Origin of the sequence: Aestuariispira ectoiniformans, assembly GCF_025136295.1 — a bacterium.
Taxonomy (GTDB): Bacteria; Pseudomonadota; Alphaproteobacteria; order UBA8366; family Aestuariispiraceae; genus Aestuariispira_A; species Aestuariispira_A ectoiniformans.
Genome location: NZ_CP062788.1, coordinates 326,698 through 343,241 on the forward strand (window position 1 = coordinate 326,698; position 16,544 = coordinate 343,241).

Consider the following 16,544-nt stretch of genomic DNA (forward strand, 5'->3'; position numbering starts at 1 on the left):
CCTCTAGCAATTCTTGACCGACATGGGGGCAGGTTCACTCACCCTTGCCGTGGGTTCCGGTCGACCCGAAGCCCCCTTCGCCGCGCGCGGTTTCATCCAGGCTGCCGCTTTCCTGCCACTGCACCCGGCTGTAGGGCGCGACCACCATCTGGGCGATCCGCATGCCGCGGGTCACCACGAAGTCCTCTTCGCCGTGGTTGATCAGGATGACGCCGACCTCGCCGCGATAGTCCGCGTCAATGGTGCCCGGCGCATTCAGGCAGGTAACACCTTCGCGCAACGCCAGTCCGGAACGGGGGCGGACCTGCGCCTCGAAACCGTCCGGCAGGGCGATCTTGATACCCGCCGGGATCAGGGCACGCTTGCCCGGATGAATGACATGGCTTTCCGGGATCGCCGCCAGAAGGTCCATGCCCGCGCTGTGTTCGGTTGCATAGGCCGGCAGGTCCAACCCTTCGCCATGCGCCGTGCGGGTGATTTTAACGCTGACTTCTTTGCTCATTATGTGCCCCAAAATTTTCTCATTACTACATATAGAGTTTTCGAAAGCTGCCGAAGATCACTCCGCGGCATCCTTCGATGATGTTTTTTCCCGACCGGAAAAATGATCGACAATGCGGTCGGCCAATCGTTCCGCTACCGCTTGCTTTGTCATTTTCGGCCAGTCCTCGACGCCGTCGTCATGGATGAAATGGATCAGGTTTTCCGCCCCGCCAAAGGTTCCCGTCTCCGGGGAGACGTCATTTGCCAAAATCCAGTCACAACTTTTACGTGCACGCTTGTGAACCGCGTTTTCAACCACATTTTCTGTTTCGGCTGCGAAACCAACAACCAGTTCCGGACGCTCTTTCCCGGCCTGGGACAGTGTCGCCAGGATGTCCGGGTTTTCCGTCAGCGTCAGTTCGGGCAGCAACCCGTTCTGCTTTTTGATTTTCTGGTTTCCGGCGTGATCGACTCGCCAGTCGGCGACCGCAGCGGCACAAATCGCAACATCGACGTTCAGGTGACTTTTGCAGGCGTCCAACATCTCCTGGGCGGTCTCTACATGGATCGTGGCGACACCTTCCGGGTCCGGCAGGTCGGTCGGCCCAGAGACAAGCGTCGTCTCAATGCCACGCGCCGCCAATGCGGCTGCAATCGCATGCCCCTGACGGCCGGAAGACCGATTTGCGATATAGCGAACGGGGTCGATCGGCTCATGAGTCGGCCCGGAGGTTACCAGCGCCGAAAGCCTGCTACCATTCACCTGTTTCGATATCGTATCGTTTTTAAAGTGATCCTGGATCGCGGTTACGATGTCCGCAGGCTCGCTCATGCGCCCCAGACCGAACTCACCGCAGGCCATCGCGCCTTCGGTCGGCCCGACCTGGATGACACCGCGTGATTTCAGGGTGGAGATATTAGCCTGAGTGGCGGGATGTTCCCACATCCGCACATTCATCGCCGGGACCACCATCACGGGCTTGTCGGTCGCCAGCAAGGCGGTCGATGCAAGATCGTTACACATTCCGTTCGCCATCTTGGCGATCAGGTCGGCGGAGGCCGGTGCGACCACCACAAGGTCGGCTTCACGGGACAGCCGGATGTGCCCCATTTCGGATTCATCGGTAAGCGAGAAGAGGTCCGTATAGACCTTGTCCTCCGTCAGCGCCGCCACAGACAAGGGCGTGATAAATTCAGCCCCGCCTTTGGTCAGAATCGCCCGGACGGAAAATCCCTTTTCCCGCATACGGCGAATAAGGTCCAGTGACTTGTACGCAGCGATCCCACCGGAAATAACCAACAGGATGCGTTTATTTTGGTTCATCGCCCGACGTCCCGGTAAATATCTTTAATCACATAAGCTGATTGTAGATTTGCTGATTTGACCGGAAAAGGCAAACAGCTTTTCAGGAAAAGGATTCAATTTTAATTAAATCTGTTTGATACCGGATTGTTTAACCAATGATTAACTTTTTCTGTAGTTAGGACCTCATAGAAACCTACTATATATAGTAATATCCGGCATTTTAAAAACTTCTTTTGCAGTTTTAGTCCCAGACATACCCACAGCACATCTGCATTACCTTATTGATTTAAAATGATTATGACGTGAAATAGGACAGTGTTGCGGCCCTAACCACATGTGCAGTCAGGAAGGTTGCTGCTTTTTTAACCCGCCAGCACCAGCGTCAGGGCTGCAGTGGCAAAAACCAGCGCCAGAACACTAACCACCATGCCCGCCGTTGCCCGTTTGGTGCCAGAGGAAGGCCGTGTGGAAACGGCCAGCCCCTTGCCATAGGGTCGCTTGCGGGTCTCGTCGGTATGGTCTGCCTCCAGGCGGTCAAGCGCCCGGTCCGCCTTTTCCAGCACCGCAGGCAGGCGGCGCATCCAGGTGGCCGCATCGCCGGCGAATTCACGCAGGCGCGCTTCCGGCCCCCGGTTGGCCATCATCCAGTCCTCGATCAGGGGCTGTGCCAGCACCCACATATTGACCTTCGGGTTCAGGATACGCCCGACCCCTTCGGCCACCAGCATGGTCTTCTGCAACAGGAGCAGGTCCGGCTGGGTTTCCATGTCGAAGTCTTCGGTGGTCTGGAACAGATGGGCCAGCAGGCGGCCCAGCGAAATCTCGTTCAGCGGCTTGCCCAGAAGCGGCTCGCCAATGGCGCGCAGCGCCTGTGTGAAATGATCCCGTGACTTATAGGGCGGCACGACCCCCATATCGAAATGCACATCCGACACCCGGCGGTAATCCTGCTGCAGGAAGCCCACCAGCATATCCGCCAGGAAGATACGCAGACGCCAATCCACGCGCCCCATGATGCCGAAATCCACCGGCACCAGGGTGCCGTCTTCGGTCACGAACATATTGCCGGGGTGAATATCGGCATGGAAAAAGCCATCACGGAAAACCTGCAGGAAGAAGACGCGGGCAGAGTTTTCCAGAATCTTGGTCGTGTCGTGACCGGCCTTTTCCAGACCTTCCGCATCGTCGATGCGAAGCCCGTTGATCCATTCGATGGTCAACACCCGCTTGGCCGTACGCTGCCAGTCCACCGACGGCACGCGGAAGCCTTCCTCATCGGAACAGTTTTCCGCCAGCTCAGACGCCGCCGCGGCCTCAAGCCGCAGATCCATTTCAAGCGACACCCACTCGCGGAAGGTCTCCACCACGTCGATCAGGCGCAGGCGGCGCATCTTGGGGTAATGCCGCTCCGTCAGCCGCGCCAGCCAGACGAAGAGCGTCAGGTCGCGTTCAAAGTTCTGCTCCACGCCGGGACGCAGGATTTTAACAGCCACTTCCTCGCCTTCGGTCGTGCGGGCGCGATGCACCTGTGCAATCGACGCGGCGGCCACGGGCTGTTCTGAAAATTCACTGTAGACGTCGGACAGGGGAACACCCAACTCGCGTTCCACCGTGGCCTTGGCCCGCTCATATGGGAAAGGTGGCAACTGGTCCTGCAACCGCGTCAGATCTTCGGCGATCTGTTCGCCGACCAGATCGGATCGCACTGACAGGGCCTGCCCCAGTTTGATGAAAGTCGGACCCAGGTCGGTCAGGGCATCCGCCAACCGTTCGCCGGGACGGCCCGTTTTGCGTCGCCCCCAGATCAGCCGGGGCAGAAAAAGGGCGGCCTTGGACACCCCGGCCTGTTCAAACGGCCAGAGCGCATCATGCTTCGCCAATGTCCGGGCAATGCCCAACAGCCGAAGACTATTTACAACTGCTTTCACCATAGCCAAGGCATTTATCAGGTCATCTCACAAAAAGCACGCGGACTTTACCACGCGCAAACCAGAAAGAAATTATCCGGGGACTTGCCTTAAATCCGCCAGCCGCTGTGAATGGCGGCGATCCCCCCGGACAGGTTGCGGAACTTCGCCTGATTGAAACCGACGTCGCGCATCATCCCGGCCAGCACTTCCTGTTTCGGGAACCGCCGGATGCTTTCCACCAGATATTCGTAGGAATCGCGATCCTTGGCGACCACCTGCCCCAGCCAGGGCAGCAGACGGAAAGAATATTCGTCATAGACCCGGTCCAGAACCGGCAGCACCACATGACTGAATTCCAGGCAGAAGAATTTGCCGCCCGGCTTGAGCACACGATGCGCCTCTTTCAGGGCCAGTTCCGGATGGGTGACATTGCGCAGCCCGAAAGCGATCGTATAGACATCCACCGACCGGTCCGGCAGGGGCAGATGCTGTGCATCGCCCACAGTCCAGTCCACGCCCGACAGGATACCCTGGTCGATAGCGCGGTCGCGGCCCACGCGCACCATGCCTTCGGTCAGGTCGCAGACGGTGACATGCCCGCCGCCGCGTTCCAGGAAACGAAACGCGATATCGCCGGTGCCACCTGCCACGTCCAGCAAATGCATATCCGACCGGGGCTTGATCATATCGATCAGGGTTGTCTTCCAGAACCGGTGAATGCCCATGGACATGAGGTCATTCATCAGGTCGTAGTTACCCGCAACGGATTCGAAGACCCCTTGCACAAGCCCGGCTTTTTTCGACGCATCGACCTCCTGGAAACCGAAGGAAACGGTCTCGGCGGCACGGTCGTTTTCAGTGGCGAATGTCTGCTTTTCTGTCATGAGCGGGACTTTACTCTAGCCGCATCCGGAAAACCAGCCCGATCAGATGCGTCAAATAGGCCTTTTTGACACCGCAATACCAACTGCCCGGAGACGGGCCAGAAATCTCCCTCGTTTTTCCATAGTTCACTGAAAAGACAGGGCATTAGCACATTCTTCAGGAATTTATCCTAAAGTGCCGTCCAAACAGATGCAGGTAGAGAAATTGCGTTTCAGCCAAGCCACCACCACCCGGTTACCGACAAACAAAATCCGCAAGGGGGTGGCTGCCGCCATCGCCCTCGCGGTCCTGCTTCTTGGTGGCATTGCCCCACTGCACCCGGCCCAAAGTGAAACCCTGCGCCTTGTCACGGGCACGGACTATGCCCCCTACACAAGCCCCACCCTGCCAAAAGGCGGCGTTATCACGGAAACCGTCCAGGCCGTATTGCATGAGGCAGGCTATGACACGACCCTGCATTATTATCCCTGGAAACGGGGGTTCCAGCGTGTCGTCACCGGTTCGAGCGACGTTACCTTCCCTTATGCAAAGAATGATGAACGGGACAAATTCGTGCTTTTTTCCCGCCCCATCAACAATATTACCGTCCATGTATTCTATAACAGGGGAAACCCGGTCAGCTTTACCCGGCCGGAAGACCTGTCCGGTCTGACCTATTGCGAGCCGCTCGGCTACCAGACCGAACCCACGTTGCGCGCGTTGATCCGCACGGGTGACGTCTTCCGCGCCGAGGCCCAGACAATGGACAATTGCTTCCAGCTTCTGGCCCAAGGCCATGTGGACTTCGTCGTCACCAATGATCTTGTGGCAGGGGCCACAGGCCGCCGGGTACTGGGGGCGCACGCCAGCGAAACAATCGGGCGCATTGAAAAACCGATCAACGAAAGCCGCGAATATCTGATTGTATCGCGCAAGAACCCCCATGCCGAAGAGATCATCCGGCGGTTTAACGAAAGCTACCGCCGCCTTTACGAGCGGGGCGTAATCCAGGCAATCTGGCGGCGCCACCTGGGCGATGTGATCGCACCGCCGTCCTGACGTCCCGGGCCACCTCCAAGGCCTTTGACTTCCCCGGCATCCCGACCGATTATGCGCAAATCGTCCATTTTAAACGACAGTCATTCTCATGCCGGAACTGCCAGAAGTCGAAACCGTCTGCCGGGGGTTGGCCCCGCATATGGAAGGCCGCCTCATCAATCACGTGGACCAGCGCCGGGCCGACCTGCGCTTTCCCTTCCCAAAGGACTTTGCCCTGCGCCTGCAGGGACGTGAGATCCTCGCCATTGACCGGCGCGCAAAATACATTCTGGTCCGGCTCGACGACGAGACGACCTGGATGATCCATCTGGGCATGTCCGGCCGGTTCACCGTCAACCAGGCCCCCTCCCACGCCAGCAGCGGGCAGGCCGGCCATAACAGCGGTTGGGCAATCGCGGAAAAACATGACCATGTGATCGTCACCCTGTCGGACGGTGGGCGCGTGGTCTTCAACGATCCACGCCGCTTCGGCTTCATGGACCTGATCCCAGCCGGAGAGGAAGACCGGCATCCCTCCCTGAAGGAACTGGGCCCCGAGCCATTGAGCGACGCGTTTAACGCCGACTATTTCACCGAGCGTCTGCGCAACCGAAACAGCAACATAAAGGCCACCCTGCTGGACCAGAAGATCGTGGCGGGCCTGGGCAACATCTATGTCTGCGAGGCCCTGTGGCGCGCGGGTATTTCACCCAAACGCAAGGCCGCATCGGTCGCCGGGAAACGGGCGGAACGGCTGGTGCCGATCATCAAGGGTGTCTTGCAGGATGCGATTGCCGCCGGGGGGTCCTCCCTGCGCAACTTCCGCCAGGCAGACGGGGAACTGGGCTATTTCCAGCATCAGTGGGATGTCTATGGCCGCGAAGGCGAGGCCTGCGGCTATCCCGACTGTGGTGGTACCGTAAACCGCTTGGTGCAAAGCAGCCGTTCTACTTTCTATTGCCCCAAGCACCAAAGATAGTCCATGGTGGCGCCATGATGGATCTGCTGACATATGTTTTGCGGCAAAGTGCCACGGCTATGGTGCTTGCCCTTTTCGTTATCACCGGCGCGCTGGCCCAGGATTTCGTACCGGGGTCGGAAGACCTGCCGCTGATGGATGCATTATCCATCCAGGATAAGGACGCCGTCGTCTTCGACGACCCGGAAGGGCGCATTGTCGAGGCCTTTGCGACCGGCACGGTCAGCGAAGACGAGGTCCTGGCCTTTTACCGGAACACCCTTCCGGAACTGGGCTGGCAACAGCTTTCAGCGACCAGTTTCTCCCGCGAGGACGAGACACTGACACTGGAATTTTCTGAACAGGATGACCTTCTGGTGGTGCGGTTCACTCTTGCACCGCAATAAGAGCTGGGTTTAAATCCGCCGCAATAAATACAGAGAGGTCTTGAGGAGCATAACAATCATGGCATACGAGCACATTCTGGTCGAAACACGGGGACCGGTCGGCCTGATCACCCTGAACCGGCCGAAGGCATTGAACGCACTGTGCACGCCGCTGATCCAGGAGCTGGGCCAGGCCCTGGACGACATGGAAGCCAATGAAGAGATCGGCGCGGTCGTCCTGACCGGCTCGGAAAAGGCATTTGCCGCCGGCGCCGACATCAAGGAAATGGCCGAGAAGTCCTATATGGACGTCTATATGGAAGATTTCATCACCAACGGCTGGGAACGCATCACGACCTGCCGCAAGCCGGTTATCGCGGCCGTGGCCGGATATGCCCTGGGCGGTGGTTGCGAAGTCGCCATGATGTGCGATTTCATCCTGGCTGCCGATACGGCAAAATTCGGCCAGCCCGAAATCACCATCGGCACGATCCCGGGTGCGGGCGGCACCCAACGCCTGACCCGCTTTGTCGGCAAGTCCAAAGCCATGGAAATGTGCCTGACCGGCCGTATCATGGATGTGGAGGAAGCCGAGCGCGCCGGTCTTGTCAGCCGGATTATCCCGGCGGCGGAACTGGTCGACGAGGCAGTGCGGACCGCAGAGAAGATCGCAGCCCTGTCCCGTCCGGTGGTCATGATGGCCAAGGAATGCGTGAACCGCTCCTACGAGACGACCCTGAACGAAGGCCTGCGTTTTGAACGCCGTGTTTTCCACTCCACCTTCGCCACCGAAGACCAGAAGGAAGGCATGCAGGCCTTCACGGAAAAACGCACGCCGAAGTTCATTAACAAGTAACCCACGCAAAAAGAATCCGCGGATACTGCGTTTTTTTGCATGTCCAGGGTTGACGGAAGCAGGGCAAGGCCGTATAAGCCCGCCTGCTCCAGCGTACAGCTAGAAACGGAATTTATATCATGGCTAACGTACAATCGGCCAAGAAGCGCATTCGTCAGATCAAGACGCGCACGGCCCGTAACCGCGACCGCATCAGCCGCATCCGCACCTATGTGCGCAAGGTTGAAAGCGCGATTGAATCCGGCGACAAGGGTGCTGCCGAAACTGCATTCCGCGTTGCAATGCCGGAACTGCACCGTGGCGTAAGCAAAGGCGTTCTGCACAAGAACACCGTTGCCCGCAAGGTCAGCCGCATGTCCGCTCGTATTCGCGCACTCTAATCCGGTAATTATCCGGAAGAGAGCTGCCCGGTAACGGGATGTATTGGGCCGCGCCCTCACGGGCCGCGGCCTTTTGCGTGCCCGAAATCCGTGCATTGACGAAAATGACTTCGCGCACCCCAGGCCTGTGGAAAACTTGCAAAGGCGAATCCCGTCCTGTGGATAAATGTCAACGAATTTATTTACCCGATTCGCAATTTTGTCGTCTTGCCTCCGCAAGCGCCTCTCTGTAAATTTACAGTCGCTCGGGTCGATGGGGAACCATGAGCGCAGTAGTCAAACAGCATTATCGACTGACTGATAATGCATCCCAACAAGATGAAGAAGTAAAACGCACTAAAATTAAATAAAACTTTCTGCTTTTTTACTTCTGCTGTCTACGGAGTTCAAACCTGTAGTATTACGCATCTTTCGCAACTAGCGACTTGGGTTTCTTTTGTCTGGAGAAACAAAGTAAAGATGCGCTATTCGGTTTCTTCACGGGTAACTACGCGCAACGTCTCCCAGAACCCAGCTCTCTTATAAGAGGGTTGGAGCGATAGGTGTTTGTGAAACCGGTCCTGTTGCTGGACAGGAATACGGTGGGGCGACTTTTGGGGACTGGCCAATTGGGGGCAGCGGATGTCGGTTGTTTTGAATAGACAAGAAGATATGAACGACAAATTGGCGACGCAATGGGCCCGGATAAGAGCGCGGTTACGTTCGGAATATGGGGAAACTGCCTATAAAAGCTGGCTGAAGCCGCTGACCCTCGACGGGGCTGCAGACGGCACGGTCCGCCTGCGGGTACCCACGCGCTTCATGCGCAACTGGATTGAATCCCAATACGCCAACCGCCTGTCCACCCTCTGGGCATCGGAAAATCCGTCCATCACGACCGTTGAGATCGACCATGTCGGCAACCGCCCGGCGAACGCCCAGGACATGGCTGTCGAGGTCGCCGACCTTGCGCCTGCAAACATTCAGGAAGAAGGCTCGCTGAGCCTGGATATCTCCGCACCGCTGGACGATCGTTTCACCTTTGAGCGTTTCGTCGTCGGCAAGCCGAACGAACTGGCCTTTGCCGCCGCCCGCCGTGTCGCAGAAGCCGAGGCTGTGCCGTTCAACCCGCTGTTCCTTTATGGTGGCGTCGGTCTTGGTAAAACCCATCTGATGCATGCAATTGCCTGGCATATCAGCCAGAACCACCCGCAGAAAAAGATTATCTACCTCAGCGCCGAAAAATTCATGTACCAGTTCATCCGGGCGCTGCGATACAAAGACACGATGGCCTTCAAGGAGCAGTTCCGCTCCGTCGACATTCTGATGATTGACGACGTGCAATTCATTGCCGGTAAGGACAACACCCAGGAAGAATTTTTCCACACCTTCAACGCGCTGGTCGACCAGAACCGCCAGGTGATCATTTCCGCCGATAAATCTCCCGCCGAACTGGACGGTATCGAAGATCGCATGAAGTCCCGGCTGGGCTGGGGTCTGGTTGCGGAAATCCATTCCACAACCTACGAATTGCGCCTCGGCATCCTGCAGTCCAAGGCCGAGCAGATGGGCACGGAAATCCCGTCCAAGGTTCTGGAATTCCTCGCCCATAAAATCACCTCCAACGTCCGTGAACTGGAAGGCGCGCTGAACCGCCTTGTGGCCTATGCCAGCCTTGTGGGGCGCGACATCACGCTGGAGACCGCGCAGGACGTGCTGCATGACCTGCTGCGCGCCAACGACCGCCGCATCACGATTGAGGAAATCCAGAAGCGCGTCGCGGAACATTACAATATCAAGCTGTCGGAAATGCATTCCGCGCGCCGCAGCCGGGCTATCGCACGGCCGCGTCAGGTCGCGATGTATCTGGCCAAGCAGCTCACCACCCGCTCGCTGCCGGAAATCGGCCGCAAGTTCGGGGGCCGCGACCATACCACCGTCATGCATGCCGTGCGCAAGATCGACGAACTGCGCTCCACCGACGCCGGTTTTGCCGAAGATGTGGAACTGCTGCGCCGTATGCTGGAAGGCTGATCCCGGCGCCGCTTTCAGCCCCCCTGTTTCACGGTCCGATTCGGTGGTTTCCAGGCCACCCTCCGGCCCGATATCCCGGCAAACCGGCCGCAAGGCCCGCCGGGAACAGGGGCCGTTCGCACAGCCCTCCAAAACGGCTGTGATTTTACCTTAGCAATCAGGCACTTACGCAGCCGCCTTTTGCCCCCTCGAAAACTTGCGAAACTATTGAGTTTCTTCATATTTTTCGCTTCGCTTTTCGGGGTGGCATGCTATACTCCGCGCCCGTTCGCCGGTTTAAGGATTTTTTACATCCCGAGATTGGCAAACGGGGCGTGAAACGGTCTGTTTCGCCCTGGGTTTCCAAGACATCCCTTCTGGGCGCACAGCCTGTTTTTCGCATCCGTGACATCCGCCTGCCCGGCCGGTAATCCGGTTTGGCCGTCTGTGTCACGGCGAGACGCAAACAGGGGTAAAAAAAGAGATTTTTTGGAACCATGAAGCTGACCATCGAACGCGCCGCGCTTTTAAAAGCCCTTAACCACGTGCAAAGCGTCGTGGAACGCCGCAACACCATCCCGATCCTGTCCAACGTCCTGCTGCAGGCTGCCGACGGCACGCTCAGCCTGACGGCCACGGACATGGATATCGCCGTGGTGGAAAAAGTCGAGGCAACCATCGACGTCAGCGGGGCAATCACCGCACCGGCACACACTCTTTACGACATCGTGCGTAAACTGCCGGATGGTTCCCAGGTCAGCCTGGACGCCAGCGGCGACGCAAACCAGCTCATCCTGCAGGCCGGACGGTCGCGCTTTACGCTGCAGACCCTGCCGACGGATGAATTCCCGGCCATGAGCGACGGCGACATGCCGCATCACTTCGTCCTCACCAATTCCGAGGCGAAGCTGCTGATCGACCGGACGCGGTTCGCCATCTCCACCGAGGAGACGCGCTATTACCTGAACGGGATTTACGTCCATGCCACCGGCGACGACAGCCCGGTCCTGCGCGGCGTTGCCACCGACGGCCACCGTCTGGCAAAGGTTGAATTCGAGGCACCGGAAGGCTCCAAGGGCATGCCGGGCGTCATCATCCCGCGCAAGACGGTGCAGGAATTGCGCAAGCTGATCGAGGAAACCGACAGCGAGATCAACGTATCGCTGTCCGATACCAAGATCCGTTTCGCTTTCGGCACCGCGATCCTCACCTCCAAGCTGATCGACGGCACCTTCCCGGATTACGACCGGGTCATCCCGTCCGGCAATGACAAGAACATGGTGGTCGACACCCGCTCCTTCGCGGAGGCGGTCGACCGTGTTTCCACCATTGCCACGGAAAAGATGCGGGCGGTTAAGATCGCGGTCAACGACGGGACGATGACCTTGTCGGCATCCAGCCAGGACCAGGGCACCGCCGTGGAAGAGATCGCCGTGGACTATGCCTTCGACCCGATCGAAATCGGCTTCAACTCCCGCTATCTGCTGGATATCGCCAGTCAGATCGAAAGCGGCAGCGCCACCTTCTCCATGGCGGACCCGGCCTCGCCGACCGTCGTGCGCGATACCGAGGACGACAGTGCGCTTTATGTGCTGATGCCGATGCGGGTCTGATCTTGAACCACCCCGCCCGTCAAACGGAGTATCAAGCAGGCCCCATGGTAGCCAATCTGGCCGTACGTAAACTGATGGTTTCCAACTTCCGGAACTATGTCAGCGCGCGTATGGAGATCGCTACCGGGCCTGTTGTGCTGACCGGGGACAACGGGGCGGGCAAGACCAACCTGCTGGAGGCCGTGTCCATGCTGGCCCCGGGCCGGGGCCTCAGGCGGGCAAAAACCTCGGATCTGGACCGTCTCGATGGCGGTCAGCCCTGGGCAGTGGCCGCCACTGTCGACAGTCTTTACGGCGAGGTCGACCTGGGCACGGGCCGCGACCGGGACAGCGAAAGACGGCTGGTAAAGATCAACGGGGCATCCGCCCGCAGCCAGGCCGCCCTTGCGGAATATGTCAACATCGTCTGGCTGACGCCGCAGATGGACGGGCTGTTCCTCGAAGGCTCCGGCGCACGCCGCCGGTTCCTCGACCGCCTGATCTACGGTTTTGACGCCGCCCACGCGGGACGGCTGAACGCCTATGAAAAGGCCCTGCGCGACCGGGCGCGGCTGTTGAAGACCGGTCAGGGGGATGACGCCTGGCTGGGCGCTCTGGAAACCCAGATGGTGGAACGCGGCATCGCGATTGCCGCCGCGCGCCGGGACATGGTGGCGCGGCTGGATCTGGCCTGCAAGGCGGCGGCGGGGCCCTTTCCGGGGGCCTCTGTTGCGGTTGAGGGCCAGGTGGAAGACTGGCTGGGCACCCTGCCCGCGGTGGAGGCGGAAGACCGTTTCGCCACCACGCTCATATCCGGGCGCAGCAAGGACCGCGACCACGGCGGGGCCTCCGTCGGGCCGCATAAGTCCGACATGGCGGTGACCCATCTGGGCAAGAGCATGCCCGCGCATCTTTGTTCCACCGGGGAGCAGAAAGCGGTGCTGATCGCCATCGTTCTGGCCCATGCCAAACTTCAGGCGGCGGAAAAAGGCGCACCGCCGATCCTGCTTCTGGATGAGGTTGCGGCCCATCTGGACCCGGAACGGCGGGAAGCCCTCTATGGCACGCTTCTGGGCCTGAACAGCCAGAGCTGGCTGACAGGCACGGATGTGGAAATATTCGACGGGCTTTCCGGCAAAGCCCGGTTTTTCAAGGTCAAAGAGGCGGATGTCCGCCCGATGGCCGACAGTTAAAAGTAATACGTAGCGGTAACACAAGCGAGCGTAGACCATGAGTGAAGAAATCGAAAACGGCAACGGCCAGGACTATGGCGCAGATTCCATTAAGGTTCTGAAAGGCCTGGAAGCCGTTCGCAAACGTCCGGGCATGTATATCGGCGATACCGATGACGGGACCGGCCTGCATCACATGGTCTATGAGGTGGTGGACAACGCCATTGACGAGGCGCTGGCCGGACATTGCGATATCGTAACGGTGACGCTGAATGGTGACGGCTCCGTCTCCGTAACCGACAACGGGCGCGGGATTCCGACCGAAATGCATGCCGAAGAAGGCGTGTCGGCAGCCGAGGTCATCATGACCCAGCTTCACGCGGGCGGTAAATTCGACCAGAACAGCTATAAGGTCTCCGGCGGTCTGCACGGCGTGGGTGTCTCCGTCGTAAACGCACTCAGCGTTTCGCTGAAGCTGAAGGTCAAACGCGCCGGCCAGGTCCACGAGATGGAATTCAGCCATGGCGACGCGCTGGCACCACTCAAGGTCACCGGGGAATGCGGCGACGAGACCGGCACGGAAGTCACCTTCCTGCCGTCTCAGGAAACCTTCACCATGACCGAATTCAGCTTCAGCACGCTGGAACATCGCCTGCGCGAACTGGCTTTCCTGAATTCCGGCGTACATATCCGCCTGACCGACGCCCGCCACCCGGAACCGGTGGTCAGCGACCTGGTCTATGAAGGTGGGATCAAGGCGTTTGTGCAATATCTGGACAAGTCCAAACAGCCCCTGCATACGCCGGTGATAGCCGCCGAAGGAGAAAAGGAAGGCATCACGGTCGAACTGGCGATGCAGTGGAACGACAGCTTCCACGAAAACACGCTCTGCTTCACCAACAACATTCCCCAGCGCGACGGTGGCACTCATCTGGCCGGTTTCCGTGCCGCGCTTACCCGCCAGATCAACAACTACGCAACCAACAGCGGTCTGGCGAAGAAGGAAAAAGTGGCGCTGTCCGGCGATGATGCGCGCGAAGGCCTGACCTGTGTCTTGTCGGTGAAAGTGCCGGACCCGAAATTCTCCAGCCAGACCAAGGACAAGCTGGTTTCCTCCGAGGTTCGCCCGGTGGTGGAGAATATCGTCAACGAAAAGCTGGCGGAATGGTTCGAGGAACATCCCTCCGAGGCCCGCAAAGTGGTGCAGAAGGTGGTCGAGGCTGCCGCCGCCCGCGAGGCCGCCCGCAAGGCGCGTGAGTTGACCCGGCGCAAAGGCGCGCTGGACATTTCCTCGCTGCCCGGCAAGCTGGCCGACTGTCAGGAACGCGACGCCACCCGGGCCGAGTTGTTCCTGGTGGAGGGTGATTCCGCAGGGGGCTCTGCCAAACAGGGCCGTGACCGGAAATTCCAGGCGATCCTGCCGCTGCGTGGTAAGATTTTGAACGTGGAACGCGCGCGTTTCGACAAGATGCTGTCCTCGCAGGAAATCGGCACCATCATCACCGCGCTTGGCACCGGCATCGGCCGGGATGATTTCAACATCGAAAAGACGCGTTATCACAAAATCATCATCATGACTGACGCCGACGTCGACGGCAGCCATATCCGGACCCTGCTGCTGACCTTCTTCTTCCGTCAGATGCCGGAACTGATCGAACGCGGCTATCTCTATATCGCGCAGCCGCCGCTCTATCAGGCAAAACGCGGCAATGAAATCGTCTACCTGAAGGACGATGACGCGATGGAGGAATATCTGATCAACAATGTGGTCGCCCAGGCGCGGTTTGTCGGTGCGGACGAGGCCCAGCATACCGGCCAGGACCTCTATGCCCTGATCGCACAGGCACGCGAGGCGACGAACCTGATGGAGCCGCTGGCGCGCAAGGCGGGCAACACCACCGCCGTGGAACAGGCGGCAATCGCCGGTGTTCTCGACCCCGCGATCCTGGACGACGAGGACCGCGCCCAGAAGGCCGCCGACGAAGTGGCGCGCCGTATGAACAGCCTTGCCGACGAGTTGGAACGCGGCTGGTCCGGGCGGGTCATGGACGATGGCGGTCTGGCGTTTGAGCGCACCCTGCGCGGCGTCACCCAGCGCTATGAAATCGATGCCTCCCAGATCCGCAGCGGCGAGGCCCGCAAGCTGAACGCCATGGCGCAGGAGCTTCATACCCTGTTCGGCGCCGAACGCGGCATGCTGGAAGTGAAGGAAAAGCAACAGCATGTGAACGGTCCGGTCGGCCTGGTGGAAGCCGTGATGGACGCAGGCCGCAAGGGCCTGGCCGTGCAGCGCTACAAAGGCTTGGGCGAGATGAACCCGGGACAGCTCTGGGAAACCACGCTGGACCCCAATGCGCGTACGCTGTTGCAGGTCAAGGTCGCCCAGATCGACGAGGCGGAAAACATCTTCTCAACCCTCATGGGTGACGTTGTGGAACCCCGCCGCGAATTCATCCAGGACAACGCCCTGAAAGTCGCCAACCTGGACGTTTAGACAGCGGTCCTGTTGTGAACGGACGCATAAAATGAGAACGGGCCCGCACATGCGGGCCCGTTTTTTTTACAATCTTGCGGACGCGGGCCGGGTTAAAATTCTCCCGGGGCGCATTGCAGGCAACAGAGGCCCATTTCGCGCCAGCGGTCGACGACGGCCTTGCGGTCGTCGATGACCAGCCAGGGATTGTGGCCGTGTTCGCGGATCCGGGCGAGCAGCTTTTCCTTCACGTCCTCATCCGCCACTTCGTCATCCTCCGGTGCGCGCAGATAAACACCATCGTAGGGAATCTGGTGCTTTTCAAGCCAGGCGACCGTTGCCTCGCGATGGGCTTCCGGACGGCCGGAACAGACCAGAATGCGATAGCCCGCCCGTTTCAGCGCCAGGACCACCCGATGGATTTCCGGGATCACCTCCGCATCCGCCATATGCCGGAAGAAGGCATCCCAGTCCTTGACCGCCGTCAGCACCCATTCCCGAACCGCCTCCGGGTCGAATTCCGCCAGCGTTCCATCCACATCCACAATTACAGCATCAGACATTCCAGATTTCTTCCTTACAGTTTGTTCATCGACCAGGCCGCGCCATCCGTGGCAGGGGCCTGAATATAGACAGGTTCGGCATTTCCAATTCTGGGCCCATGGGGCGTTCCCGTTATCTCCGAACGGATCACACGGAAAACACCGGAATGGGCGACCACCACCGGGCAGGGATAAAGACCCGTCAGCCAGTTCAACCCGCCGATCACACGGCATCGGAAAGCCTCCCATGTCTCGCCATCCGGCGGCGTTTCCTCATAGGGCACAAGCCAGCCCAGCGGTTGCCCCTCCAGGGCGCCCCAGTCCCGCTCACGCAGACTGTCCAGATGGATAAGCGGCTGTCCCGGCAGGGCAATCCCGGCGGTTTCCAGCGCACGCTTTTGCGGGCTTGAGGCAACACAGTCACAGGCGAAACCGGCCAGCCGTTGTGCCGCAAGGCCTGCTTGTTGACGGCCCAGATCGGTCAGCATCGCCTCTGTGCGTCCGGCGATAATTCCCTCGCGGTTCGCGTCTGTCTCACCATGACGGAGGAAGACAAAACTGCGCCGGTTAAGCGTTATGTCAGAGGTCATTA

15 protein-coding genes are annotated in these 16,544 nt (G+C 59.3%); 9 read left to right on the top strand and 6 right to left on the bottom strand.

Going from position 1 to position 16,544, the window contains the following annotated elements; genetic code table 11:
• Positions 1-34: 34 nt before the first annotated feature.
• The 4 genes from dut to ubiE all read right to left on the bottom strand — a co-directional run bounded on the left by dut (position 35) and on the right by ubiE (position 4,583).
• Positions 35-502 carry a dUTP diphosphatase gene (dut, locus tag IF205_RS01545; protein ID WP_259781527.1) on the bottom strand — a complete coding sequence of 156 codons (468 nt, stop codon included), beginning with the start codon at positions 500-502 and terminating at the stop codon, positions 35-37.
• A 57-nt stretch (positions 503-559) separates the two neighbouring features.
• Positions 560-1,807, bottom strand: a complete 1,248-nt coding sequence (gene coaBC / locus IF205_RS01550; protein ID WP_259781528.1) for a bifunctional phosphopantothenoylcysteine decarboxylase/phosphopantothenate--cysteine ligase CoaBC — start codon at positions 1,805-1,807, stop codon at positions 560-562.
• Between the two features lie 344 nt (positions 1,808-2,151).
• Positions 2,152-3,720 (bottom strand): 2-polyprenylphenol 6-hydroxylase, encoded by a 1,569-nt coding sequence (gene ubiB / locus IF205_RS01555; protein ID WP_259781529.1) that lies wholly within the window; start codon positions 3,718-3,720, stop codon positions 2,152-2,154.
• Positions 3,721-3,806: 86 nt separating this feature from the next.
• Complete coding sequence (ubiE, locus tag IF205_RS01560; RefSeq protein ID WP_259781530.1) at positions 3,807-4,583, bottom strand: bifunctional demethylmenaquinone methyltransferase/2-methoxy-6-polyprenyl-1,4-benzoquinol methylase UbiE; 777 nt, start codon at positions 4,581-4,583, stop codon at positions 3,807-3,809.
• A 175-nt stretch (positions 4,584-4,758) separates the two neighbouring features.
• Between ubiE and IF205_RS01565 the strand changes: the two genes are divergently transcribed.
• The 9 genes from IF205_RS01565 to gyrB all read left to right on the top strand — a co-directional run bounded on the left by IF205_RS01565 (position 4,759) and on the right by gyrB (position 15,431).
• The gene (locus tag IF205_RS01565; protein ID WP_259781531.1) at positions 4,759-5,622 is read left to right on the top strand and encodes a substrate-binding periplasmic protein; all 864 of its coding nucleotides are present in this window, start codon (positions 4,759-4,761) and stop codon (positions 5,620-5,622) included.
• 88 nt (positions 5,623-5,710) lie between these two features.
• On the top strand, positions 5,711-6,580 hold the full coding sequence (gene mutM / locus IF205_RS01570) for a bifunctional DNA-formamidopyrimidine glycosylase/DNA-(apurinic or apyrimidinic site) lyase (RefSeq protein ID WP_259781532.1): 870 nt from the start codon (positions 5,711-5,713) through the stop codon (positions 6,578-6,580).
• Positions 6,581-6,594: 14 nt separating this feature from the next.
• Positions 6,595-6,966, top strand: coding sequence for a hypothetical protein (locus IF205_RS01575; RefSeq protein WP_259781533.1), 372 nt, complete (start codon positions 6,595-6,597; stop codon positions 6,964-6,966).
• A gap of 58 nt (positions 6,967-7,024) precedes the next feature.
• Complete coding sequence (locus tag IF205_RS01580; RefSeq protein WP_259781534.1) at positions 7,025-7,801, top strand: enoyl-CoA hydratase; 777 nt, start codon at positions 7,025-7,027, stop codon at positions 7,799-7,801.
• A gap of 119 nt (positions 7,802-7,920) precedes the next feature.
• Entirely contained in the window at positions 7,921-8,181 is a 261-nt protein-coding gene (rpsT, locus tag IF205_RS01585; protein ID WP_259781535.1) for a 30S ribosomal protein S20, read from the top strand.
• 651 nt (positions 8,182-8,832) lie between these two features.
• Positions 8,833-10,194, top strand: a complete 1,362-nt coding sequence (gene dnaA, locus IF205_RS01590; protein ID WP_259781536.1) for a chromosomal replication initiator protein DnaA — start codon at positions 8,833-8,835, stop codon at positions 10,192-10,194.
• A 476-nt stretch (positions 10,195-10,670) separates the two neighbouring features.
• Positions 10,671-11,786, top strand: coding sequence for a DNA polymerase III subunit beta (gene dnaN, locus IF205_RS01595; protein ID WP_259781537.1), 1,116 nt, complete (start codon positions 10,671-10,673; stop codon positions 11,784-11,786).
• Positions 11,787-11,830: 44 nt separating this feature from the next.
• Positions 11,831-12,958, top strand: a complete 1,128-nt coding sequence (gene recF, locus IF205_RS01600) for a DNA replication/repair protein RecF (RefSeq protein WP_259781538.1) — start codon at positions 11,831-11,833, stop codon at positions 12,956-12,958.
• A gap of 37 nt (positions 12,959-12,995) precedes the next feature.
• Positions 12,996-15,431 carry a DNA topoisomerase (ATP-hydrolyzing) subunit B gene (gene gyrB / locus IF205_RS01605; RefSeq protein ID WP_259781539.1) on the top strand — a complete coding sequence of 812 codons (2,436 nt, stop codon included), beginning with the start codon at positions 12,996-12,998 and terminating at the stop codon, positions 15,429-15,431.
• Positions 15,432-15,523: 92 nt separating this feature from the next.
• Here the strand turns inward: gyrB and IF205_RS01610 are convergent, their stop codons facing one another.
• On the bottom strand, positions 15,524-15,973 hold the full coding sequence (locus tag IF205_RS01610) for a phosphatase domain-containing protein (RefSeq protein ID WP_259781540.1): 450 nt from the start codon (positions 15,971-15,973) through the stop codon (positions 15,524-15,526).
• Positions 15,974-15,987: 14 nt separating this feature from the next.
• A complete protein-coding gene (locus tag IF205_RS01615; protein ID WP_259781541.1) occupies positions 15,988-16,542 on the bottom strand; it encodes a histidine phosphatase family protein in 555 nt (184 codons plus the stop codon).
• Positions 16,543-16,544 lie beyond the last annotated feature (2 nt).